This window comes from Candidatus Izimaplasma bacterium HR1, from assembly GCA_000755705.1.
Taxonomy (GTDB): Bacteria; Bacillota_I; Bacilli_A; order Izemoplasmatales; family Izemoplasmataceae; genus Xianfuyuplasma.
On sequence record CP009415.1, the window covers coordinates 1285863 to 1310870 of the forward strand.

18 protein-coding genes are annotated in these 25008 nt (G+C 30.6%); 12 read left to right on the forward strand and 6 right to left on the reverse strand.

All coding sequences use genetic code 11. The features are described from left to right. The first annotated feature begins 30 nt into the window (after positions 1 to 30). From hemW to KQ51_RS06230, 4 genes are read left to right on the forward strand one after another with little or no spacing between them, the layout of a single operon-like run. Entirely contained in the window at positions 31 to 1152 is a 1122-nt protein-coding gene (gene hemW, locus KQ51_RS06215) for a radical SAM family heme chaperone HemW (RefSeq protein ID WP_052609289.1), read from the forward strand. After that, the gene (gene xerD / locus KQ51_RS06220; protein WP_038470278.1) at positions 1152 to 2057 is read left to right on the forward strand and encodes a site-specific tyrosine recombinase XerD; all 906 of its coding nucleotides are present in this window, start codon (positions 1152 to 1154) and stop codon (positions 2055 to 2057) included. The genes hemW and xerD overlap by 1 nt, the downstream gene beginning before the upstream one ends. After that, a complete protein-coding gene (deoB, locus tag KQ51_RS06225) occupies positions 2054 to 3241 on the forward strand; it encodes a phosphopentomutase (RefSeq protein ID WP_096334945.1) in 1188 nt (395 codons plus the stop codon). Before xerD ends, deoB begins: the two co-directional genes overlap by 4 nt. Continuing rightward, a complete protein-coding gene (locus KQ51_RS06230; RefSeq protein WP_038470285.1) occupies positions 3241 to 4629 on the forward strand; it encodes an MATE family efflux transporter in 1389 nt (462 codons plus the stop codon). Before deoB ends, KQ51_RS06230 begins: the two co-directional genes overlap by 1 nt. A gap of 28 nt (positions 4630 to 4657) precedes the next feature. Here KQ51_RS06230 and KQ51_RS06235 read toward each other — a convergent pair whose 3' ends face one another. Then, positions 4658 to 7585, reverse strand: a complete 2928-nt coding sequence (locus KQ51_RS06235; protein WP_038470288.1) for a hypothetical protein — start codon at positions 7583 to 7585, stop codon at positions 4658 to 4660. Further along, a complete protein-coding gene (locus tag KQ51_RS06240; RefSeq protein ID WP_038470292.1) occupies positions 7578 to 11180 on the reverse strand; it encodes a hypothetical protein in 3603 nt (1200 codons plus the stop codon). The genes KQ51_RS06235 and KQ51_RS06240 overlap by 8 nt, the downstream gene beginning before the upstream one ends. Before the next feature lie 161 nt (positions 11181 to 11341). Between KQ51_RS06240 and ruvB the strand changes: the two genes are divergently transcribed. Genes ruvB through KQ51_RS06255 form a run of 3 tightly spaced genes read left to right on the forward strand, consistent with a single transcriptional unit; the run spans position 11342 to position 14124 of the window. Then, on the forward strand, positions 11342 to 12346 hold the full coding sequence (ruvB, locus tag KQ51_RS06245) for a Holliday junction branch migration DNA helicase RuvB (protein WP_038470295.1): 1005 nt from the start codon (positions 11342 to 11344) through the stop codon (positions 12344 to 12346). Then, positions 12347 to 13375 carry a tRNA preQ1(34) S-adenosylmethionine ribosyltransferase-isomerase QueA gene (gene queA, locus KQ51_RS06250; RefSeq protein ID WP_038470298.1) on the forward strand — a complete coding sequence of 343 codons (1029 nt, stop codon included), beginning with the start codon at positions 12347 to 12349 and terminating at the stop codon, positions 13373 to 13375. A gap of 5 nt (positions 13376 to 13380) precedes the next feature. Further along, entirely contained in the window at positions 13381 to 14124 is a 744-nt protein-coding gene (locus KQ51_RS06255; protein WP_038470300.1) for a hypothetical protein, read from the forward strand. A 41-nt stretch (positions 14125 to 14165) separates the two neighbouring features. Here KQ51_RS06255 and KQ51_RS06260 read toward each other — a convergent pair whose 3' ends face one another. Together KQ51_RS06260 and KQ51_RS06265 are read right to left on the reverse strand one after the other, a co-directional pair. Continuing rightward, positions 14166 to 14486, reverse strand: coding sequence for a DUF805 domain-containing protein (locus KQ51_RS06260; RefSeq protein ID WP_038470303.1), 321 nt, complete (start codon positions 14484 to 14486; stop codon positions 14166 to 14168). Positions 14487 to 14558: 72 nt separating this feature from the next. After that, positions 14559 to 15944, reverse strand: a complete 1386-nt coding sequence (locus KQ51_RS06265; RefSeq protein ID WP_038470306.1) for a tryptophanase — start codon at positions 15942 to 15944, stop codon at positions 14559 to 14561. A gap of 124 nt (positions 15945 to 16068) precedes the next feature. Between KQ51_RS06265 and KQ51_RS06270 the strand changes: the two genes are divergently transcribed. Then, positions 16069 to 16713 (forward strand): DNA-3-methyladenine glycosylase family protein, encoded by a 645-nt coding sequence (locus tag KQ51_RS06270; protein WP_052609290.1) that lies wholly within the window; start codon positions 16069 to 16071, stop codon positions 16711 to 16713. Between the two features lie 11 nt (positions 16714 to 16724). Here the strand turns inward: KQ51_RS06270 and KQ51_RS06275 are convergent, their stop codons facing one another. After that, on the reverse strand, positions 16725 to 16949 hold the full coding sequence (locus KQ51_RS06275) for a hypothetical protein (protein WP_038470309.1): 225 nt from the start codon (positions 16947 to 16949) through the stop codon (positions 16725 to 16727). Positions 16950 to 17000: 51 nt separating this feature from the next. Continuing rightward, positions 17001 to 17711, reverse strand: coding sequence for a queuosine precursor transporter (locus KQ51_RS06280; protein WP_038470312.1), 711 nt, complete (start codon positions 17709 to 17711; stop codon positions 17001 to 17003). A gap of 173 nt (positions 17712 to 17884) precedes the next feature. On the opposite strand from KQ51_RS06280, the gene KQ51_RS06285 reads away from it, so the two are divergent. The 4 genes from KQ51_RS06285 (at position 17885) to KQ51_RS09885 (ending at position 24954) form a co-directional block, all read left to right on the forward strand. Next, entirely contained in the window at positions 17885 to 18760 is an 876-nt protein-coding gene (locus KQ51_RS06285; RefSeq protein ID WP_038470315.1) for a helix-turn-helix transcriptional regulator, read from the forward strand. A 410-nt stretch (positions 18761 to 19170) separates the two neighbouring features. Continuing rightward, positions 19171 to 20607, forward strand: a complete 1437-nt coding sequence (locus KQ51_RS06290) for a hypothetical protein (RefSeq protein ID WP_158497951.1) — start codon at positions 19171 to 19173, stop codon at positions 20605 to 20607. Positions 20608 to 20761: 154 nt separating this feature from the next. Beyond that, positions 20762 to 23692, forward strand: a complete 2931-nt coding sequence (locus tag KQ51_RS06295; RefSeq protein ID WP_038470324.1) for an acyl-CoA dehydratase activase-related protein — start codon at positions 20762 to 20764, stop codon at positions 23690 to 23692. Continuing rightward, positions 23692 to 24954 carry a 2-hydroxyacyl-CoA dehydratase gene (locus KQ51_RS09885; protein ID WP_038470327.1) on the forward strand — a complete coding sequence of 421 codons (1263 nt, stop codon included), beginning with the start codon at positions 23692 to 23694 and terminating at the stop codon, positions 24952 to 24954. The genes KQ51_RS06295 and KQ51_RS09885 overlap by 1 nt, the downstream gene beginning before the upstream one ends. The last annotated feature ends 54 nt before the right edge of the window (positions 24955 to 25008 follow it).

Consider the following 25008-nt stretch of genomic DNA (forward strand, 5'->3'; position numbering starts at 1 on the left):
CTATGGTAGAATATAAATGAGGTGAATATTATGTTAACTAGTTTGTACATTCATATTCCATTTTGTTCACAAATCTGTACTTATTGTGATTTTCATAAAGAAATGGCAAAACAATCAAAAAAAGAAAAATATATTAGCGCTCTTATCAAAGAACTAGAATATCACCGAAATGAGATTAAGAACGTTAAAACCATATATATTGGTGGTGGAACACCAACAAGTCTGGAGTTACCATTACTAGAAAAATTACTGATCACAATCAATAATCTAATAGATATGGATAATGTTTTAGAGTTTAGTACTGAAAGTAATCCAAATGATTATAATTTAGAATTAATTCTACTATTAAAGAAATATAATATAAACCGTGTTAGTATCGGCGTTCAAACATTTGATAAAGAGCAATTAAAATTCTTAGGAAGAACCCATACTAAAAATGATGTACTAAATGCGATTAAGTTATTACGAGAAAACGACTTTACAAACATTAGTATTGATATGATATTCTCTCTCGTAAATCAAACAGAAGATGACTTAGAAAAAGATCTAATTGAAGTCCTTAAATTAGATGCTGATCATATCTCTTATTATTCTTTGATTTTAGAGGAGAAAAGCAAACTGTACTACTTATTAGGCAAAAATAAAATAAGCATGAATAGTGAAGAATTAGAAGGCTTAATGTATAATAAAGTGATTAACACCTTAGAAGAAAATAGCTTGATGCAATATGAGATTTCTAATTTCAGTAAACCCGGTTTTGAATCACTTCATAATAAAACATATTGGTTAAATTTAGAGTATTTAGGAGTAGGTACTGGAAGTCATTCTATGTATCAAGGATTTAGGTATTATAATCCAACTAATATCACTAAATATATCAAGATGATTGAAGAAGATGATTTTACTTTTCATACTAGTTATGAGTACGATAGTTTAAATGAAGAAATGATGCTTGGTTTACGATTGATCAAAGGGATAAATATTAATGAAATCAATGAAAAATACAACATTGATATCTTAACTTACTTCCCTGATTTAAATAAGTATTTAGATCAAAATATTATTGAAGTAAATAATGGATATTTACGTTTTACAAGAGATGGTATTTTACTTGGTAATTTAGTATTCCAAATTTTCGTGGAGGTGTTATAATGTTAAAGAGATTATTGAAAGAGTATGAGTATTATTTAAAAGTAACAAGAGGACTAAGTCCAAATTCAATCTATTCTTATATTACTGATTTAAAGGAATATATTGAATTCTTAGAAAAAAACTATGTGATAAAAGATCCTAATAATATTACGAAACAACATATTCGTAACTTTATCGCAAGACTAAAAAGAAAACACAATACACCTTCAAGTATAAGTCGTAAGATGAGTGCGATTAGATCATTTCATAAATACTTATTATTAGAGAAACTAGTTTCAATCAATGTTAGTTTAGGTGTTAGTTTACCTAAAAAGCAAAAGAAACTCCCAGTCGTACTTAATGTTGAAGAAGTTGATGCTTTAATGGTAGCTGCTGATGGTGATGAGCCATTAGAACTAAGAAACAAAGCAATGCTTGAATTATTATATGGTTGCGGTTTAAGAATAAGTGAATTACTTGCCTTAACGTTAAGTGATCTACATATTAATATGGGGTTTATTAATATTTATGGTAAAGGTAATAAAGAAAGAATCGTTCCGATTGGTTTTGAAGCAGCTTATGCTTTAAAACAATATATTGATAAAGGTCGTACAATTCTTAAAAAAGTACCTGGTGATATCTTATTTGTTAATACTAGAGGTAGTAATATAAGCCGTGTTGGGTTTTATAAAGTACTGAAAAACTTAACCTTTAAAGCAGGAATTATGAAAGATGTAAGTCCTCATACCTTACGTCATAGTTTTGCATCACATTTATTAGAGAATGGTGTTGATTTAAGAATTGTTCAAGAACTCTTAGGACATGAAGATATTTCGACAACACAAATATATACTCACATCTCAAAACAAAAACTAAAAGAAGTATATGAAGAATACCATCCACGAAGTGGTAACAAGGAGGAATAACAATGTTTAAAAGAGTATTTGTAATAGTAATTGATAGTGTAGGGTGCGGTGAATTAGAAGACGCAGATCTATTCGGAGATATTGGTAGTAATACAATAAAACATATCGCAGAAGCGGCAAATGGAATATCATTACCTAATATGGAGAAATTAGGATATGGACACATAACTGAAATCAAAGGTGTCTCAAGTACTAATAAACCAATTGGTAATTACACAAAAATGAAAGAAATTAGTAATGGTAAAGATACGATGACAGGTCACTGGGAATTAATGGGTCTAAAAATAGTTAAACCATTTAATACCTTTACTGATACTGGTTTTCCTAAGGAGTTAATTGATGAATTAGAAAAACGTACTGGTCGTAAAATAGTAGCTAATAAAGCATCAAGTGGAACATTAATTCTTGATGAGTACGGTGAGCACCAAATGAAAACTGGTGATTTAATTGTTTACACATCTGCAGATAGTGTTTTGCAGATAGCTGCTCATGAAGACCCTAAATATGTAGGTCTAGATGATTTATATAAAGCCTGTGAAATTGCTCGTGAAATGACTTTAGAAGGTGAATGGAAATTAGGTCGTATTATCGCCCGTCCATTTATTGGTGAAAAAGCAGGTAGCTTTACAAGAACTGCTAATCGTCATGATTATGCCTTAAAACCTTTTGGAAAAACTACTCTTGATTATTTAAAAGAAGCAGGACTAGATGTTGTTTCATTTGGTAAGATAAAAGACATTTATGATGGCGAGGGAGTTACTGATGCTTATAAACAAGTTTCTAATAAGCACGGTATGGAAAACTTCATTGATTTTACTAATAAAGATTTTACTGGTTTAGCCTATTTAAATCTAGTTGATTTTGATGCCTTATACGGACATCGAAGAAACCCTCTTGGGTACCGTGATGCATTAGTGGAATTTGACGCACAATTAGGTGAGTTACTGACTCTGTTAAAAGATGATGACTTACTAATGATTACTGCAGATCATGGTAATGATCCTACCATGCCAGGAACTGATCATACAAGAGAATATGTCCCAATGTTAGCTTATAGTCCAAGCCTTAAAGGTGGAGAAATTAAAGTTAGAGAAACATTTGCTGATTTAGGAGCAACGATTAGTGAAAACTTTAAAACTAAACAAGCTGAATTTGGAACTAGCTTCTTAAAAGAATTAAAATAATGGATGAAATAATAAAACAAGAAACATCCAATAAATACTTTTATAAAAAGGTAATCCGTCTTGGATTACCTATTACTTTGTCTCAATTACTAACTTCATTATTAGCTTTTATTGATACTGTAATGGTATCAGGTTTAGGAGATAATGCAGTTGCTGCAGTCGGGATAGGTGCTAACTTTTTCTTCTTAATGATTATGATAAACTTTGGACTTGTTAGTGGGCTAGCTATATTCTTTGCTCAGTTCTGGGGAACAAAGGATATTACAAGCATTCATAAAACATTTATTATAAGTATTATTGCTTCAACTGTTGTTGTATTCGTCTTCTTTATCTTTGCCCAGTTCTTTAGTGGAACAATCATGGAGATATATTTAAACAGTGGTGAAGTAGCTGATGAATTGATAGTTAAAGAACTAGGAATGAGATACTTAAAAATTGCATCCTTCTCATATTTCTTCACAGCGATGAGCTTTGTTGTAAATATGTTAATGAGAAGTGTCGAGAAAGTAATCTTCCCGCAAATAGTTTCAATTATAATGGTACTAATAAATACATTCCTAAATTACGCTTTAATTACTGGTAACTTCGGATTCCCCCGAATGGAAATTAGAGGAGCTGCAATCGCAACGGTTATCAGTTCAGTTGTCAGTTTAATAATTTTTGTTATCTATATGGCAACAACCAAAAGAGAAGTATTTAGAATTAACTTTAGAATCTATAAAGAAATTACGAGAGGCTTTGTCGCAAAATTACTTAAAAAAGCTTTGCCTGTAGCCTTAAATGAAACATTATGGGGTCTAGGAATGACAATGTATCTCATTGCTTTCGGTTTTATCAGTATAGATGCAATTGCTAGTTACCAAATTACTAATCAAATCATGGGTATGGTTTGGGTAGTAAATGCAGGTGTTTCTAGTGCTTGTGCTATCATGCTTGGTAATAAACTAGGTGAAGGTAAAATTGAAGTAGCTAAAAACTGGGGTAAAAGATTTGTTAGATTAACTTTGATCTTTGGGGTGTTACTTGGAGTAATTTTATTCTTTGTAAGTCCTTATATTCCAAATCTATTTGGAGATATTAGTGAAACAACAAAAAGTAACATTAGATTATTATTAATTGTCTTTAGTTTCTATGTCCCAATTAAATTCACAAACGCAATGCATATTATCGGAACTTTAAGAAGTGGTGGTGACACTGTTTTTGCTTTCATTGCAGAAGTAGTAGTATTGTGGGGTATTGGTGTTCCACTTGCCTTTATCTTAAGCATCTTCACTGAGTTAGACTTATATGTAATTATCGCAATTGTAAATGTTGAAGAAATTATTAAGTTTATCTTAGTTAATATGAGATTCCTTACATATAAATGGGCCGAAAACTTAACCCATTAAAAAAGACCTTTTTGAAAGGTCTTTTTTTTTATAATTCAATTTCAAAATTATCACTAGCAACAGCAAGTGCTTTTTTAAGAATACGTTTATTCTTACGAGTTAGTTCTCGTTTTTCTGCATTCAAACCTCTTGAAGCATATCTGATATACTTGCGATATGGTTTTAATGCTTGTTTGATCCAAAGATTAGTATCTTTAAATACACGTTTTTGTTCAGTGATTCTGGTTTGCTTGAATGAAGTTACTTCTTTAATTCTTTCGTTAGCGAATAATTGTTCTTTTTGAACTAATACTTTATAGTCACTATCAATTTTTACTTCATCACGGTATAAGTTTGCATCAAACTGTGTACTTGAATCTTGTTCCAATCTGTTTTTAACGTTTTCTTTTAATCTGGCAATTTCTGCATTAGCATTAGCGACAGCTATTTTAGTAGCTGAAACTAGTTTCTCTAATTCAACTTGATGATTAGAGATTTTTTGTTTCTTAATAACCTTTTGCTCATTACAAAAGATTTCAGTAGCTTCATCTTTTGTTAGTTCTAATAATTTCTGTTTTGTTAAGTTAATTGTTTTATTTGGTTCTGAAATACGCTCATTGTATAACTCATCAGCTTCTTTTATAGCTCGTTGTAATCGTTCATCTGCACTTGAGATAGCACTACTATTAAGTAGAGGCATAATTCCCACAGTGTCTTCAGAGTGACTTGTTTGTTCGATAAGTTCATATTTTTCTTTTGTTTGATGATACAATGCTTCAAAGGCTGTTGTTGTTTGCTCTTTTAAAGCAAGTGCTTCATTAGCAGCTTGCATCGCACGTTCCTCAGCAGCAGCAATAACTTTTTCATAACGTTTGATTTCTTCATCTTGATTTTCACGATGTTCAATTTCATCTATCATAGCTCCGTAACGAGTTGTTAACTCATCAATTTGGGCTTGGATTTTAGTGTTGTCTTCCTTATCAGTGAAAAGAAGTAGTTTGTAGTTAAGATCTTCTAATTTATCATCAAGTTCTTTTTTAATTTTAGATTTCTCATATTCATATTTTTGCTTATAGTAATCAATTTTTTTATTAGCATAAGCTAATTCTTGATCTTTTGTTAAAGCAATACTTTCAATTCTAATATCGTATTCACTTTCAGAACATCTAATTTGTTGAGAAGCGAATAGTAATTGGTTTTCTAAAGTTGTTTTAACAAAAGCATCATTAACCTGAACACCAAGATTGATTCTCTCCACTTGCTCTTCAGCTAAAGCTCGTTCGTTTTCATATAGTGATTGAACTTTTATGATTTGTAGTTCATGCTCTTTTTGAGCAATCTTAATTAATGATTCTTGATAGATAACTTCACTATTAGCATCCTCTTTAATCTTTTCGATTCTAATTAAAGATTCATTGCGTTTTTTAAGAATTAACTTATCAATATCACTAAGTTCTTTTTCTAGTTGTAAGTCATGAACTGTTTTATTGATTTGGAATTGTTGTTCAACACGAATAATCTCATGATTTGAAACGTTTTCTTGTAAGATTAGGATACGCTTGTGTTCAATTTCCTTTAAACCTTTTAATAATTCGCGGAATTGATCGAATAATGTATTATCACTAAGTTCGTTTTGCTTCATTAGTTCTAACTCTGCAACACGTAAATTGTTTTTAAGTTTATAGAGTTCTTTTGTAACACGTTCTTGTTCATTCAATAAATTAGTTACATTTTGCATTTTTTCTTTATTGATTGAGATATCTGAATGAAGACCATCGTAATCTGATTTTATTTTGTAGAGGATTTTAGCCTCTTCAAATTTAACATCTTCTAATTTAAGGTTTAGTTCTTGCTTGTTGATGTCGCTAGTTCTTTTTAATTCTAAATTCTCTAATTGCAATATTGTTTTTAGTTTTGTCTTTTTAGTTTGAGCTGTTAATAACTTATCAGTTCTATCGCTTACTTTAGATATTTTAGATTTTTCTAGTTTATCGAATTTCTTCATTAAATTTTGCATTTTCCCAAATTCTTGTTTTTTCTCGGCATCAATAATTAGTAATCTTATATTCTTTAGTTCATCAGTTCGTTCTTTGACTAATTTCTTCTCAGAAGCTATTTTTTCTACGTTCTTAGCTTCTAGTTTTTCTCGTGTAGAGTTTTCATACTTTTTGTAGTTAGCGATGATATCATCTTGTTTTTGTTCGAATTTAAGATTTATCAATTCAATTTTACTTTGAATTGTCTCAAGTGTTTGTTTATGATTTGTAGTAATTTTCTCACCAAGTTCAATTGCATTATCTTCTCTAGTGAAAGTAGTGGTACTTTTTTCCTGGAGTAAGCGTGAAGATTCAATGTTTTCTTTGATGTATTCATTAAACTGTGTTTCTGTTTCAAAGATTTGTTGTTTCAACTCACCCATATTAGCGATTGAGTCTTTGACAAACTGATGTTTTGAATCATAAAGCTCTTCCATTAACTTTATTACTTGATTAGTTGTTTCGATTTCCTTATCAAATAGTAAACTATTCGAATCATGGAGGATATTTTTATATGATTCTTCAACATTCCTTGTTTTATCTACAGAAGTAGCAAGTTGAGTATATATACTTGTTAGGTTCTTAAGTTTTTGTGGCGTATTTTCATTTTCAAAGAAACGAATTTCTTGACGGGCGGTAAAGATTTTGTTTTCAGCGTCAATCATTTCATTTAGTTGTTCGATAACTGTTTCTCTATCAACTAGATCAATTGATTTGTTTAAATCATCAATTTCTAAATCTAATTCTTGGAGTTTTCGTTTTGTATCCGTTATTCTTTGATTGTTTTTCTTTTTAACTTCTAAGTTAGCAGCTAAGACTTGATCTACTAAGTTCTTTAAAATCTCTGATTCTTTAGCGATGTCATTTTCAATAATAGTAGATATCTCACGATTAGCTTTGGAGATAACCTTTGGTAGTGATGATTTAAATAGTTTAGCCATTGTTATCCTCCTCACTTAGTATCTCAGTGTTTATTTTAAGTAAGTCTTCTTGAGTTTTGAGATGTTTATTTTTTGCGAGTTCAAATAATGCATTGCTAAAAGTAATGTTGTTTGTAGTTAGAACATCATTTGATTTATTGTTATCACCGATATATTCTTCTTCGATAATACGGTATTTTTCAATATAGTTAGTTAAGTTATTATTTAATCTGTCATATCCTTCATGGAAAGCAGTATATAACATATTTTCTGTTGTTAGGATTAACTTTTTATTGTTTTCAATTAGTTCTTGTAGTTTAAGTTCTTTTTCTTTGGTTTCTTTATCGATAGCTTTTTGGGCATCTCCGATTGATTCCTCTAAACGGGGACGTACTGTGAAAATGTTTTTCTCAAAGTTATTGGTTAGATTTAAAAGTTCCTTATTGAAATTACCAATATTTTTATCTTTGTTTTTAACAGCAGTATCTGATAAGTCACGATATTGTTTTGCTTTGTTTAGGTGGCGGTTATCAGTCTTAACATTAGCATCGTTAAAACGAGAAGTAGCACTTTCAACAGCGATATTATAGATGCGATCCTCATAATCAAAGATTTTTTTAGCTTCAGCATCTTTAATGTCTAGTTTTTCAAGTGTGTAGTTATAGTTAGCATTGAGACGGTGTAGTTTGTCAGCAATTTTTTCGTAGCGTTCTGTGATTGCTTTATCTTCAGATTCCTCGATGATATGTTTTTGATCTTTTTGAGTACTAATTAAAACATCTTTATCGGTATTAATCTCTTGAACTTTTTCAAGAGAAACATTTTTATGATGATTAATTTCAGCACGAAGTTCTTTTAATTCAATATCCATTTTTAGATCAAATTCTCTTCTTAAACTTTCTTTATCTATGATAAACTCAGTTTCAGATTCATTTAAAGGTTTAAAGCTATTTTGTTTGCTTTCTTCAACTAATGCTATGGCTTTTTCTGCGTTTAATTCAGCATGAGCGATTAGTTCGTTATCATTTTTTGTTAGTGTTTTGTATAAGTTACTCGATTCATCTTTTATGTTTGATTGAATATCTTTTAACTTATCAAAGATTTTGTTGTAGGCGTGTTCGGTTGCCATAACTAATTCATTTAGTTCATCAAAGTTAGCGTTTTTTATTTGATTAACTTGTTCTTTGATTAGATTATTGATTAATACTAAATGATCACCTTCTGATTGGGTAATCTCTTTTGATTGTTTTACATATTCTGCTTCAATTCTTAACTTCTGCTTTTGAAGTTTTTTAATAACCCCTTGTTCGTGAGAAGCAGCGATATTGTTTAAAACGGCATGTTTCTCAATATCGTTCATGAATTTAACAGCTTCATTTAATACTTGGTAAGTTCGATTAATGTATTTAGTTGCCTTATCATATACAGCATCGTTATTGATAATAACTACTCTGATTTGCTCTAGTGTTAATTTGTTGTCTTTATAGTCTTCAATAGAATCATTGATAAAATCGATAAAGAAAACGTTGTTTATATCAAGTTTACTTAATCGTTCATCTATAATAGTTTCTGTTTTAAGGATGTTACGTGATGGAACTTTGATTTCTCTAGCTAAAGCTTGCTCGATTAGATTAATCTTTTCTAGTGATTGTTGTTCTAAGTCTTCACGTTCTATTTTAAATTCGGATTTTTTATTTTCTATCTCAGAATTTAAGTTAGCAGAATAAGCATCTTTCTCATATTTGACTTTTGATACTTGCTCTTCAAGTTTAAGAAGGTCTTCTTCAAGGCCTTTGTTAACTACTTCAATTTTATAGTTGGCTTCCATTTCGTGATTGTTAATTGAGTATTCAATTTCCTTAGAAACTAAAGCGTTATGTTTACGAACGTCGATTTCAGTTAGCTCTTTATTATGAACACTGATAGCTAATTCAGTATCATATTTATTTTTAAGAAGGTTACGCTCTAATTTGGTATTATTTAAACGTAAATTATATACTTCTTGAGCTTTTGAATGTTTCAATTTGGCTTTTTCTAAAGACTTATCATAAACTTCCTTTATCTTGATCATTTGATCTTCTTTTTTAACTTCTGAAAGTTCTTCCTTCATTTGAAGTTCTCGAACCTTAGAATCTGTGTTAAAAATGTTCTGAACAAGATTAGTTTCATAATCTTGTTTTGCATATTTGATTTTGAAACGTTCTATGACTTCACTTACTTCAATATCTTCTCGTAAGCGATTAACTTCAATCTCTTTTAATGGTTCTGCGGTGTCTAAAAATTTATTGATTTCATCGATTTCAAAGTTATTATCAGCAATTTTCTCTAGATAACTTTGGGCTAGAGTAATTGTGCTTTCTTTTAAATCAGAGAATATCTTAGTATAGTTTCTAATGAAATCAGTTTTTAGTTGTTCATGTTTTAGTAAGTAATTGTTATTAGAAAGTTCAAAATTGTTTAACTCTGTTTTTAAAACAAGATTTAACTCTTTGAAGTAGTCTCCAGTTTCCTTTAATTCATTCTGGTCGTTTAGTAAGAAAATGCTAAGTTTATCCAAGTTTAGAATTTCGTATTCTAATTTCTCTTTTAGCATATCTTTTTCATTTTCTAAAACTAAGACTTTTTCATTTAATATTCTTTCTTCATATTTAACGGTAGTAGTAGCACGAACGTTAAATAGGTTTATCTTCATATTAATATTTTTTATAGCTTTTCTGTTTTTTTCCTCTTTGAAACCTTCTAATTGATTATCCAATTTAATGATGTTTAGTTCTAAATCATCTTCAATTAACTTTTGTCGTTCTTCAAAAGAAACTTTTAAATTTACTATCTCTTTTTCTAAGATTTCGATTACTGGTTCCAAATGTTCTTCGTATCCTTGTTTAAGTGTATCCATATATTCTTCGATCTCGTTGATGTTAACATTAGATTGCTTTCTAATGTTAGTAGCGTAATTAGAAAGCATACGAGAAGTTTCTTTCGTAGTCTTTTTTATTTCCTTATCATGAGTATTTTTATTATTAGTAAATGAACCTAGTTTTTCATCTAGTTCACTCACGACTTTTTCATTAAATTGCTTAAGGGTTTCAAGTTGAATATTTATCATTTCTTGATGTTTTTTTATTTCATCGACATGATAGTTTTTATTCTTTTCAAAGTTATTATTATAGATATCTAGTTTTTCTACATAAGATTCGATATTAGTTTTGTATTTCTTTTCAATTTCTTTGGTATCAACAATCTCTTCTTTTTTAAGACGAGTTGTTGCTTTATCGATTTTTATATATTCTAAACTAGATATTTCTTTTCTCTCAATTACAAAATCCTCATATTCTTTACGAATACGACGTTCTTTTGCGTGAAGTTTTACAACTTTATTTTGTGCAGCTTTTTCAATCTTCTGATCTTTAATGATTGCCTTGTCGGTTAACTCATTTAATCTCTCTTTTGATTTTTTTTCCTTAGTTAAAAAGTCTTTATGTGCTCTTAAAGACTTAGTTTCATGATTACTATTTAGTCGTTCTATCTTTTTAGTAATCGGTGCGATTTGTTTGTTGTAATCCATCTCGATATCGAATGAAGCGATATCATAACTTTTTAGTTCATTGTCATTCAAAATAATGCACCTCCCGAAAATCTTTTTGTTAAGCCGTTCCCCTTAAATTATTGTATCATATTTATTTTTATTATACAATAATATAGTGTTATAGGGAACATAAATCAAAAATGTTTTGAAATAAACAACACAATAAAGTATAATTTTTATGAGGTGAAAATATGAGCGAGAATGTTTATACAAGCGAAATAATCCCTGAAGATATCGAGAATTATTCTCTGCGTCCGAAGTATTTAAAAGAGTATATTGGGCAAACAGAAGTGAAAGAAATGATGGATATATTTATTCGTGCTGCGAAGACTAGAAACGAGGCTTTAGACCACGTTCTTTTATATGGTCCTCCAGGACTTGGAAAAACGACATTAGCTAATATTATTGCGAATGAAATAGGTGTTAACATAAAAATTACAAGCGGTCCTTCAATCGAGCGAAGTGGTGATTTAGCAGTCATTTTAACTAGTCTTGAACCAGGTGATATATTATTTATTGATGAAATCCACCGTTTACCAAGAGTTGTTGAAGAGATTTTATACCCAGCTATGGAAGATTATGTTATTGATATAATTGTAGGTAGAGACTCTACTTCAAAATCAATTCGAGTTGACTTACCTCCGTTTACCTTAGTCGGAGCAACAACTAGATTTGGTGACCTAAGTGCGCCTTTACGAGATCGTTTTGGAGTAGTTCATAAGTTACGTTATTATTCAAATGATGAGTTAACTGAAATATGTAGGAGAACAGCAAAAATATTTGAAACAGAAACACATGAAGATGCAACGATTGAGATTTCTCGTAGAAGTCGCGGAACTCCGCGTATTACCAACCGCATTTTTAGAAGAGTAAGAGATTTTGCTGATGTTCTAAATGACGGTGTTATTGATATGGATATGTGTAAGTTAGCCTTGGGTAAACTGCACATAGATGAATTAGGTTTAGATGATAAAGATCACGCTTATTTAATGGGAATCATTGAAAACTTCGGTGGTGGTCCTGTTGGACTTGAAAGCTTAGCTGCATCAATCGGCGAAGAATCTACGACGATTGAAGATGTTTATGAACCTTATTTATTACAAATAGGCTTTATAAAAAGAACCCCACGTGGTAGAATAGCAACCGAGAAAGCTTATAAGCATCTCAAAAAGACACATAATATGAGGTTGTTTTAAATGAAAGTAGAAGATTTTAATTACCATTTACCTGAAGAACTTATCGCTCAAACTCCTTTAAAGGACCGTAGTGCTTCTAGATTATTAGTTCTTGATAAAAATACAGGTAACATAAGCCATGATCAATTCAGTAATATTCTTGATTACTTAAGTAAAGATGATGTTTTAGTCTTAAATAATACATCTGTCATTCCCGCACGTTTATATGGGATTAAAGAAGAGACAAACGCTGCCATTGAAATCCTTCTTTTGAAGCAAAAAGAAGAAGATATTTGGGAATGTTTAGTCAAAAAAGCTAAAAAGATAAAACTAGGTACGATTATTTCCTTTGGAGAAGGTTTAATAAAAGCTAAATGCGTTAAACTAGGAGAAGACGGAATAAGAGAGTTAAAAATGATATATGAAGGTGTATTCTATGAAATATTAGATGTCTTGGGTGAAATGCCTTTGCCTCCTTATATTCATGAAAAACTAGAAAATCAAGATCGCTACCAAACCGTTTATAATAAATATAAAGGTAGTGCCGCAGCACCTACTGCAGGACTACACTTTACAAAAGATTTGCTAAAAAAAATCTCTGATAAAGGTGTCATTATTACTTATGTAACTCTGCATGTCGGCTTAGGAACATTTAGACCAGTACAAGTTGAAGATGTTACGTCTCATAAAATGCATACTGAGTATTATGAAATGGATAGAGAAACAGCTAAGATATTAAACCAAGCTAAGGTTGATAAACGCAAGATAATTGCTGTTGGAACAACAAGTTTACGTACATTAGAGACGGTTTTAAGAGATTATGATAACTTTATAGAGACAAGTGGATGGAGCGATATATTTATTTATCCTGGTTATAAATTCAAAGCAATTGACGAATTGATCACCAATTTCCATTTGCCAAAGTCAACTCTGCTTATGTTAGTTAGTGCTTTGACTTCAAAAGAAATGATTATGAATGCATATTCAGAAGCAATAAAAGAAAAATATAGATTCTTTAGTTTTGGGGATTCAATGATAATAAAGGGGTAGTTTATATGAAGAAAATAGGGATAACAGTTTTCATTGCAATAATTGTATTAGCAACTTCATCATGCACGATCGTAGAACCAACATTCTTTGGTTGTGTTAAGGATAGTGAATGTGAAGCGACAAGTGTAAATGCAAAAGATAATCCTAATTTAGAGGTTATTACATACATAAATAGTGTGGTTCAAGAAGAAATGTCAATTTCTCTTCGAAATGAACTAACTATTGTCACATATGATGAATATACAAGTGGAGACATAAGACTATACGTACAAGTTTATGAGGGAAAAGATCAAAATAAGGCAATTGATATTGCTGCATTTAATTCATTATTTAACAAAATATCTACATATATGATTGCCAACAACGCCGACTATAGTTATTTAAAAGTTGAACTAAAAACTGTTGAGAGTTTTGAATCAAAGTTAATCTACTTAGATGACAATATACGAAAGTATCGGTCGTTAATACCAGACTTTAATTCGTATAACTCACTATCTGATCTAGATGAATATCAACTACAAGAAGACGCGCAAAACTTTTCACTATTTAACCGTGTAAGTTACGATTTTATGTATGAGGATATTAGTTTGTTGTTTGATTATGATGAATCAAACTCAAATCAAGTAAAATTAAATGTAGTTCACCGCCATACCGAAGATACATTTCCTATACCTTACGACGCAATCCATCAAGTTTATATAGATATACTATCTGATTACTATACTGTAATATTAGAAAAAGATGAATGAAATAAAAATGAGTAACTAACGAAAGTTAATTACTCATTTTTTTATTTTGAAGGTTGTATTAGTAAATATATTAAGTAAATCCATCCAAATAAAGGAATAATGATCCATAAGAGATTCCAGCCACTTTTACCGATATCATGCATTCTTCTAACAAAAAGTGCTACAGAAGGAACAATAACAGCAATTCCGTACATTGCGTCGATTAATCTAAATAGTGGAATTACTCCACCAATTGCTCCAACAATCAAGACAAGTATCCAGTTAATCAAAATTGCCATCCAATACTCTCTAACGTTAGAACGTCCTTCAAAGACATTCCAATTCTTCCACATTAAAACATATTCTTTAGTGATTTCATCCATATAAAAAAACCACCTCCTAATACTAAAGTATCATTTAGGAAGTGGTTTTGTTTGAATAAATTGTGAATTTTATTATTTAACTGGTTTTAATCTTGCTGTAAAGTGTCTTAATACCGGTGGTTCATAATCAAATTCTAAACCAACTAGTTTTTCTCTATTTTTATAAACTTCAATTACAGCATCAGCTACATATTCTAAGTGCTTATAAGTATATGTTCTTCTTGGAATAGTTAATCTCATTAGTTCTAAAGGAGATTCTAAGTTCTTACCAGTATCTGGGTCTCTTCCTAACAAGAAAGAACCGATTTCTACAGGTCTTACTCCACTTTCGATATAAACAGCGTTACAAACAGATTGTGCAGGGAATAAATCATATGGTATTTGTGGGGCAAATTTCTTACAATCAACAAAGACAGCATGTCCTCCTGTTGGATATTGAATTGGGACTCCCGCTTCACGTAATTTATCACCTAAGAATCTTACTTGATCTAAACGATGTAGTAAATAATCTTCTTCAAGAGCTTCTTCTAAACCAACACTTAAAGCTTCCATATCTCTACCTGCTAAACCACCGTAAGTAGGGAAACCTTCCATTGGTACGATATATGTACGACATTGGTTATATAAATCTTCATCTTCTTTAATACAAATTAAACCACCGATATTACTTAAACCATCTTTTTTACTACTCATTAAGAAGATATCAGCCATTTCAAATGCTTCTAAAGCTATCTCTCTAATTGATTTATTTTCATAACCTGGTTCTCTTTGTTTAACAAAATAAGCATTCTCAGCATATCTAGCTCCATCAATTAAGATTGTGATATCATATTTATTCGCAATCTTTTTAACTTCATGCATATTTTCCATACTTACTGGTTGTCCACCAGCACTATTATTTGTGATCGTCATAATGATTCCAGAAATATTCTCTTTACCATTTTCTAAGATTAACTCTTCTAATCTAGGTAAATCAAAATTACCTTTAAATGGATGGTAAGTAGTAGTATCCATTGCTTCTTCAATAGTACAATCTAAAGCTCTAGCTCCAGCTAACTCTACATGAGCTCTTGTTGTATCAAAATGCATGTTACTAATAAAGAACATTCCATCTCTAGTTACTAATTGTGGTAACACAACTTGTTCAGCTCCACGACCTTGATGGGCAGGAATTATATATTTATAACCAGTAATCCCTTTTGCTACTTTTTCTAATCTAAAGAAACTACGGCTACCAGCATAAGCTTCATCACCTTGCATTAAAGCACCCCATTGGAAGTGACTCATAGCTCCAGTTCCACTATCAGTTAATAAATCAATATATACATCTTCACTGCGTAATGAAAACGGATTATATCCTGCATCTTTTAAGAATTTAATTCTCTCTTCCTTAGTTGTTACTTTAATTGGTTCCACCATTTTAATTCGATATGGTGGGGCTACGTATTTATTATTCATGTATTTGCTCCTTACTAGTCTCGTATTATTATACCAATATGTATTATATAGTATGGTGTTAGCGTTTTCAATAGGTTCATTCAATTCTTTAACAAGTTAAAGTATGATATAATCGTTTCAAGAGGTGATTATCATTAATTCATACATCTTAAATAAACCAAAAGAAATCGCATATTTGAAAAATAAATCATCAGAGATGAAAGCTCTAATTGATCTAATTGAAGAAGTAGAAACGTTTCGCTTCAAAGATCCTTTTGAAGCGTTGATATCCCAAATAGTTTATCAATCTATTTCCTTTAAAGCAGCAAATAAGATATGGGAAAGAATTTATGATAACTATGCTCCATTTAGCCCAGAGAGTGTTCTATCAATCCCCTTTGACGAATTAAGAGAGCAAGGTTTAACAAATTCTAAAACGAAGTACATCCGTAATATCGCTGTTGCCTTTTTAAACAAGGAAATCAATACTAACTTCCATGAACTTAACGATGAAGAAGTAATGAACGAAGTACAAAAGATAAAAGGTGTTGGTCGCTGGACAGCTGAAATGTTGTTAATATTTTGTCTAGAAAGACCTAACGTCATGTCTTATGGTGATTTAGCAATTAGAAAAGGATTAGAATGGCTTTATGATATCGATCATAAAATTACTAAAGATGAATTTGCCTTTTATAAGGATTTATTCTCACCATATGCAACAACCGCATCAATGTTCCTCTGGGAAATAAACATAAGGGCTTTTTCTAATAAGAAAGATTACTTTGAGTAAATAAAAAAGGACTATTCTTTGTCCTTTTTCTTCTTTTCTTTAAGTGAATCTGATAGTGTTCTACCTGTTTTATCTAATAGATAGAATGATACTAACATCATCATAATACTTATTACCAAGACAATGTTAAAGAAATAATTTGCATCAATAACACTTACAATAGCACTCCCTACAAATAGTATTACAGAACTAAGTAACATAAATCCATATTTTAATATTTCCTCTGATTTGCTCACATAATCATCTCCTTCACAATTATTATAACAAAAAAGGACCAAATTGGTCCTTTAATTTTTATCATCTAATAAATCTAAGGGTTTAATACCTCTAATTAAGTAAACGAAAGGTGTATCTAGAATAGCTACTAATAATTTAATAACATAAGTAGACCATAATATTTGCCATACTAATTCATTAGGAAAGTATCCTAAGAATGCGATTGGGACAAAGATTACTGTATCAACTAATTGTGATACTAATGTACTACCAATATTTCTTAAATAAAGTTTATTCTTTTCAGGAAATCTTTGTTTGATTTTTTCAAACAATGAAACATCAAGCATTTGACTAATAGCATAAGCGATTAAACTACCAATCATTACTCTAGTTAATGGGACAAAGATAGTAACTAAAGCATTATTTGCTTCTGTTCCCCATTGATCTGGTTCAAAGGCTATCGCCATTCTCATTATAATAACTGTCGCAATTAAACTAAAGAATCCGATATAAACAGCTTTTCTAGCTTGTTTAACCCCGTACTTTTCACCTAAAGCATCAGTCACTAAAAATAATGTTCCGTACATAATATTACCTAATGTAGCAGCAATAATGAAAATACCAAAATCAAACTCAATACTTTTTATTACTTGAATGTTAGCTAAAACAGTACCTAAAGCTATCCATGCAAATAAACCTGTTTTTCCAAACAGTTTATAGATTCCAACGATTAGTAAAAAGTTTACTAACGCAAACAAAATCCATAATAATAAATTACTCATATAATTCCTCCTAGTTTTGATATCGCAGGATGGTTACGAACTGCGTATATTCTTAAAGCATAATTAATATATTATATATTTATTCAATTGTCAAAAGAATATATAATATAATTGAGCAACTCAAACCAAAACAAAGATTCTATCTTTTGTTATAGTTGTATTGGAGGTGACACATGAAAATCGAAATACAAGAAGCTATCAACTGGATTGATGGGAATATTACAGATGAAATCACCTTGAAGAAGATAAGTGATTTTATTGGTTATAGTGAGTTCCATACTTCACGTAAATTCAAGGAGTATACCGGAAGTACTCTTAGAAACTACATTATGTTAAGGAGATTATCGTTATCTGCTAAAGAGCTAAGAGATACTAACGTTAGGATTATAGATACTGCAATCAAGTATGGATTCAGTTCTCAAGAAGCATATACGAAAAGTTTCTTCAAAGCATTTAATATTAATCCCGGTGAATACGTAAAAACAAAGAAAGCTATCCCTTTAGTATTTAAGAAAGATGTGTTATACCCCGACAACTTAAGCAAAAAAGGAGAGATTATTATGGTAAAAGACCAAGAGATTAAAATCACCTTAGAAGAAACAAAAGAACATAAATTCATCTACTTAGAAAGAGATGGTGTCGACAATTATATTGATTTTTGGACAGAAGAAGAAAAATCAGGTAAAGACTGTAATTTACTTCACGGAATACTAGCTAGTATCCCCGGAGAGTTCTCAGAAGGATACGGAGCTTTCACTGATAAGGGTTATATCTTTGGTAAAGATGCTAATTCTGATTATGAAATAGATCCAAAATATGGGTTCAAAGAAAAGATAATCGCAACTCAAAAATACTTAAAGTTTGAACATCCAGGATTTTCGGAAGCTGAGTTTGGTGAAGCACTAAACCAAGTAAGAAGAATTGCCTTAAAAGAGTTTGACTTTGAATTAAAAGAATATACAGTCGATGATAGTTTTGTTAAAGCATATGAGCATAGTGGTATGGAGATATGTTTCTACTTTGTAAGAATTCCATTAAAAAGCACTTAAAAAGTGCTTTTTTTTTACCAATTATGCTATAATAAATCTATAAACTGTGAGGGGAGGAATATCAATGAACACAAAACAAAAATTAAGAATCAGTAATATTATTAATTTCTGTTTTTTTATTTTGGCCTTTCTATTCCTTCTTGTGAAGTTGTTAAATGTCAATATAGTCATACATACAATTAGTTTTAAGACTGATTTAATCTACATATCTATTGGTGTGATATTATCTATGTTCTTCATCATTGTTTTCTATTTTATTCCAGGTTTGATTATTACCAAAAGCTTGATTTTTATTACCTTTAAGCCTTTAATACATAGGACTAGAAGAGCAAATAGAAAAACTTATTACATAATTTCTAATCAAAACATAAACAATAGAATATCAGTGTGTAGGTGTTAAGAACTCGTTTTTGAAATCTAATTTTAAAAACGAGAGGAGAATTAACATTAACACACAATTTAAAGTTTTAACTTACATTTTTATAATAACCATATATATAGCAGTGACACTTAATTATATTCCAGCTAGCATGACCTTTGTTATTAAGCATAGTTTAATCTTTATATTCTTTACTTTTACTATCTATTTAATTATTTCTAGAATAACTAGGGAATTATTAAGTAGGGAATTATTAGACCAACAGATTACAAGATTGCTTATTCTAAGATCACTTACTTTTATAGTAATGTTATCACTAGTTCTTGTATTCCAACTAAACTACATAAATAAAAAAGAGGGGTTTGTTGATTATAACTGTCAATACTATGATGAATTCGACAATATTGTCTATGCAAATCAACTCGCAGGGCTATGTCCAAAATTAGATGTTATTCAACAATCTAAAGACATATTCGAATTTACCACAGACATCAGTTTAGAGTATCAGCAGGAGCCTTACGGTTTAATCTCAATGGGTTTAGTTAGCACAAGAGACTATGGTACTGGTGGAACTGCGAGAATAAAAACTCACACTTTAATAACTTATACTGATAATTTTAATATTGAAACTTACGATTCAAAACTAGTAGTTATTTCTACATACGATATAGATGGTGAAACGATGCACGACTATCGTTCTTTACACCGTAATCTAATCAATATCAATGAGTCTAATTACTTTGAGCAAGTAGAAAAGAAAGCTGAAATCACTTTGTTGAAGCAAGATGAAATAGATTTTGATTATTACACTTTTGCTGACAGTAGTTACGTAAGTGAAAAAATATATACTACTAAAATCGTTTACCATCAGTCTGGAACACGTCATTTTGATTTAATGAAAAAAACTACAGAAAATGGTTACTCAAAAACTGTTGTTGTAGGAAGCTTCATGTTGAACCAAAATGATATCGGCCAAGAATTTTCGGTATTCATGGTTGAGTTTAATGAAGAAGAGTATTTGATTTATGAATTTAGCCACTCAACAGATCATGTTGCAGAGTATGTCAGAACTGAAAGTCGAATAGGTAACAATCATGGCTATTCTATTGATTACTCAAGAAGATTAGATGAAGATTACTTATATTACAGTTATATTTCAGGACCAACCTATGATAATTCTGATACCATTTGGAATTTCTCTACTAGAAATATACTAGAAGGAACAACTATATATACAACTGGTGTCCATTATTATGAGGTTCAAGAAAAAACATATGGTAAAAAAGTAATAAGGAAAACTGAGAAGAATTATGATTTTTTTAGATCAGTTGAAGATTATGAAAAAGTGCATAATTTTTCAAATCCAATGTATTCTCGCCTATATGATTATAGTTATCAAGTAACAAGACTCAATATGAATGACCCATATTACATAATTAAAGATTATTTCCCGTTTGCATTTTACTAGAAAGGTCGATTATGACCTTTCTTTTTTATGAAAACCACATACTTATAAAACAAAACTATATGTTTGGTTTCATAGTTTTCACAAGTTTCACATACAAAATTATTTTTTTGTAGTAAAATAAAAGTAATGAAAATATCAAAAGGATGTGCTTAATATGTACCGAGTTGGAATTGATATTGGATCTACGACAATTAAGTGTGTTGTAATAAACGAAGATGACAAAGTATTATACAAAGACTATAAACGTCATAAAAGTAGTATTACAGCTTCGCTAATTACCTTATTACAGGGAATCCAAAAAGAGTTTAATGGCAATAATATGTTTTTTAATTTTACTGGGAGTGCTGGTATGTTACTTGCTACTGATTTAAAAGTAGCTTTTACACAAGAAGTAATCAGTGCGACAAAAGCAATTAGAAAACAAGACAGAGACATTGATGTTTGCATCGAATTAGGCGGAGAAGATGCAAAAATCATCTTTTTTGATGGCAATAATGTCGAGCAAAGAATGAATGGAACATGCGCCGGTGGAACCGGAGCATTTATCGATCAAATGGCAACTCTATTAGATGTAACTAGTCCTGAGTTAAATGAATTAGCTAAAGATTATGAGAAAATATACCCGATAGCTTCTAGATGCGGAGTATTTGCAAAAAGTGATATTCAACCATTATTAAACCAAGGAGCTAATCATAATGATATAGCTATTTCAATATATCAGGCAATTGTAAACCAAACAGTCGCAGGACTTTCCCAAGGTAGAAAGATTAGAGGAAACGTTGCATTCTTAGGTGGACCTTTAACATTTGCCAGTGAATTAAGAAATAGATTCATTGATTTCCTTAATTTAGAAAATGTTTTTGTTCCTAAGGACGGTGAAGTATTTGTTGCATATGGTGCTAGTTTATGCGCTGATGAAACAATTCTAACAATAGAAGAACTAATCGAAAGAGTTGTAACATATAACAATAATCCGCACCGTAAAGTAAAGAAAACATTAAAAGCATTATTTAATAGTCAAAATGAGTTCGACGAGTTCATTAAAAGACATGATCAGGATAAAGTCGAGGAAATTGATATAAATAGTTATCATGGAAATGCTTATTTAGGCGTTGATGCGGGAAGTACAACTACTAAATTAGTTTTATTAAGCGAGACTAATGAGATTCTATACTATTACTATTCATCAAATAAAGGTAATCCTGTAGATATAGTGAAGAAAGCTCTGAAAGAGATGTATTCTCTATTACATGATGGAATAATTATTAAAGGTTCATTCTCGACAGGTTATGGAGAAGAACTAATAAAACATGCATTTAATCTTGATGGTAGTGAAGTTGAAACTATTTGCCATTGCAAAGCTGCCAGTTATTTCAATAAAGATGTTGATTTTATTATTGATATTGGTGGCCAAGATATGAAATGTTTCAAAGTAGAAAATGATGTTATATCTAGTATTATCTTAAATGAAGCTTGTAGTAGTGGTTGTGGGAGCTTTTTAGAAACATTCAGTACAAGTTTAGGTTACGATATAAAAGATTTCGCAGAGATGGCATTAGATGCTAAAAACCCAGTTGATTTAGGGAGTAGATGTACCGTGTTTATGAACAGTGGTGTAAAACAAGCCCAAGCAGAAGCTGCAAGTACTACTGATATTAGTGCTGGTTTAGCGTATAGCGTTGTTAAAAATGCACTATACAAAGTTATTAGAACAGTTGATGTTAAAAGAGACTTAGGAGAAAACATTATTGTCCAAGGTGGAACCTTCTACAATAATGCTGTTTTAAGAGCTTTTGAAAATGAAATAGGAATGAATGTTGTTAGACCTAACATTGCTGGTTTAATGGGTGCATTCGGAGCTGCATTACTTGCTAAGGAACAACATCTAGAGTCTAGTTCTACCTTAAATGAAGAAGGATTAGAGAAGTTTACATATACTACAAAAAAAGCAGTTTGTAAGAAATGTAGTAACTATTGCTCACTAACTATTAATCAATTTAACAATAAAAAATATATCTCCGGTAACCGCTGTGAAAAAGGTGCTGGCTCAACGGAGAATAAAGATGATATTCCTAATCTTTACTTATATAAATATGATAAGATCTTAAGTTATCAATCTGATAAAAGTAAGGACTACAAAGTAAAAGTAGGTATTCCCCTTGTTCTCAATATGTATGAGAATATACCGTTCTGGTTTACTTTCTTTGATGAGTTTGGTTTTGAAGTCGTCTATAGTGATCGAAGTAATAAAACAATCTACGAGTTAGGACAAGACTCTATTCCAAGTGATACAGCTTGTTATCCAGCAAAGATTGTTCATGGACACATAGAAAACTTAATAAGTAAAGACGTTGATATCATTTTTTATCCAAATATGCCATTTAATTTCATTGAAAAAGATTATCGCGATAATGAATTCAATTGTCCAATAGTCGCCTTTTATCCTGAAGTAATTGCAGCAAATATGGAGAATCTAGTACTTGATAAATTCTTACAACCTTATCTGAGTTTAAACCGTAAAAAGTATTTTATTAAAAACTTAGTCGAGTCATTTGGTTCAGGTAAAAAACTTAATTTATTTAAGGCAGGTAAAGCATATGACAAAGCAATGGATGCTTATGTTAACTATAGACAAGACGTTTTAAATGAAGGTAGAAGAGCTTTAGATTATGCTAAAGAGCATAAGAATAGAGTCATTTTACTTGCTGGTCGTCCGTACCACATAGATCCCGAAATAAATCACGGAATTCCGAAGCTCTTAAGAAGTCTTGATGTAGTTGTTATTAGTGAAGATAGTGTTAATACATTCGCTGATCAAGACTTTGTCAAAGTTTTAAATCAGTGGACTTATCATACAAGATTATATGATAGTGCTAAATATATAACTACTATTCCAAATGCTAATTTGATTCAATTAATTAGTTTTGGTTGTGGGTTAGATGCAATAACTAGTGATGAAGTAAAAGAAATCATTGAGAAAAGTGGTAAGATTTATACGGGAATCAAGATTGATGAAGTAAACAATCTTGGTACCGCAAATATTAGAATCAGAAGTTTACTTTCAACAATGAAGGAGGTAGACTAATGGCTAAACTAGAATATGACGAAACCGGAAGATTGCTATTTACTGAGGAAATGAAGGAAGAATATACAATCTTAATCCCTTCAATGGCTCCATATCACTTTGGATACTTTGTCCCAATGCTCGAAAGCGAAGGATATAAAGCCGAAGTTCTAACAAACGTTAGTTTTGAAGTTATTCATGAAGGTATGAAATACTCGCATAATGATATTTGCGTACCTGCCATGCTAGTTATTGGACAATTTATTGATGCGATGAAAAACAGTGGTTACGATATCAATAAAGTAGCGTTAATGATCACGCAAACAGGTGGAGGATGTCGTGCAAGTAACTATGTATCCTTAATTCGTAAAGCTTTTATTCAAGCCGGCTACGAGTTTATTCCAATTGTTAGTGTTAATGCTGTTGGATTAGAAAAAAATCCAGGATTTAAAATTACAGCTAATATTCTTTTAAAACTCATTACTGGTTTAGTAATGGGTGATATGATTATGAGTGCCTATAACGAAGTAGCTCCTTATGAATTAAATAAAGGAGATACTGAGAAAGCTTATCAAGAAGTAAATAAATCACTTCACGAATACTTTCATTATCCTTCAAGAAAAGTATTTTATCATCCAACAAAATTATTTGATAAAGTATTAAAAAGGTTTAGTGAAGTTGAAGTTGATAGAAGTATTAAGAAACCAAAAGTTGGTATTGTTGGTGAAATCTATGTTAAATATAGTCCACTAGGTAACAACAACTTAGAGCAAACTCTAAGAAATGAAGGTTGTGAAGCAATCACACCTTCAATTATGGATTTCTTCCTATATACATTTGATTCTTCAAGACATGATATCTATAAATACGGTGGTAGAAAAATCGTTGCCTTAACTTATCGTTTCCTAATTAGATTTGTTGAATTTAGAAAAGGTAAAGTAAGAAAACTACAAAAGAAGTATGGTTTTAGAGAATTAGCTAATTATTACGATCTTAGAAGTTTTGCAAAAGGTTATATTCCTCATGCAATGCATGTTGGCGAAGGTTGGTTACTAACCGCAGAAATGGTTGAACTAATCCATATGGGTGCACCAAACATCGTTTGTACGCAACCATTTGGTTGTCTTCCAAATCATATTGCAGGTAAGGGCATGATTAAAAAACTCAAGAAAAATTTCCCCGAAAGCAATATTGTAGCAATAGATTATGATACAAGTGCGACAGAAATAAACCAGTTAAACCGCATTAAACTTATGATTAGTAATGCAAAAAATAATTTATAATTAAAATCCTCACACTTTGAGGATTTTTTTTGTATAATAAATGTGGTGATAAAT

Bases quoted from the DNA above. Each gene is read 5' to 3' on its own strand.
- hemW (WP_052609289.1), top strand. From the start codon at position 31: ATGTTAACTAGTTTGTACATTCATATTCCATTTTGTTCACAAATCTGT.
- xerD (WP_038470278.1), top strand. From the start codon at position 1,152: ATGTTAAAGAGATTATTGAAAGAGTATGAGTATTATTTAAAAGTAACA.
- KQ51_RS06230 (WP_038470285.1), top strand. From the start codon at position 3,241: ATGGATGAAATAATAAAACAAGAAACATCCAATAAATACTTTTATAAA.
- KQ51_RS06235 (WP_038470288.1), bottom strand. From the start codon at position 7,585: ATGGCTAAACTATTTAAATCATCACTACCAAAGGTTATCTCCAAAGCT.
- ruvB (WP_038470295.1), top strand. From the start codon at position 11,342: ATGAGCGAGAATGTTTATACAAGCGAAATAATCCCTGAAGATATCGAG.
- queA (WP_038470298.1), top strand. From the start codon at position 12,347: ATGAAAGTAGAAGATTTTAATTACCATTTACCTGAAGAACTTATCGCT.
- KQ51_RS06255 (WP_038470300.1), top strand. From the start codon at position 13,381: ATGAAGAAAATAGGGATAACAGTTTTCATTGCAATAATTGTATTAGCA.
- KQ51_RS06260 (WP_038470303.1), bottom strand. From the start codon at position 14,486: ATGGATGAAATCACTAAAGAATATGTTTTAATGTGGAAGAATTGGAAT.
- KQ51_RS06265 (WP_038470306.1), bottom strand. From the start codon at position 15,944: ATGAATAATAAATACGTAGCCCCACCATATCGAATTAAAATGGTGGAA.
- KQ51_RS06280 (WP_038470312.1), bottom strand. From the start codon at position 17,711: ATGAGTAATTTATTATTATGGATTTTGTTTGCGTTAGTAAACTTTTTA.
- KQ51_RS06285 (WP_038470315.1), top strand. From the start codon at position 17,885: ATGAAAATCGAAATACAAGAAGCTATCAACTGGATTGATGGGAATATT.
- KQ51_RS06295 (WP_038470324.1), top strand. From the start codon at position 20,762: ATGTACCGAGTTGGAATTGATATTGGATCTACGACAATTAAGTGTGTT.
- KQ51_RS09885 (WP_038470327.1), top strand. From the start codon at position 23,692: ATGGCTAAACTAGAATATGACGAAACCGGAAGATTGCTATTTACTGAG.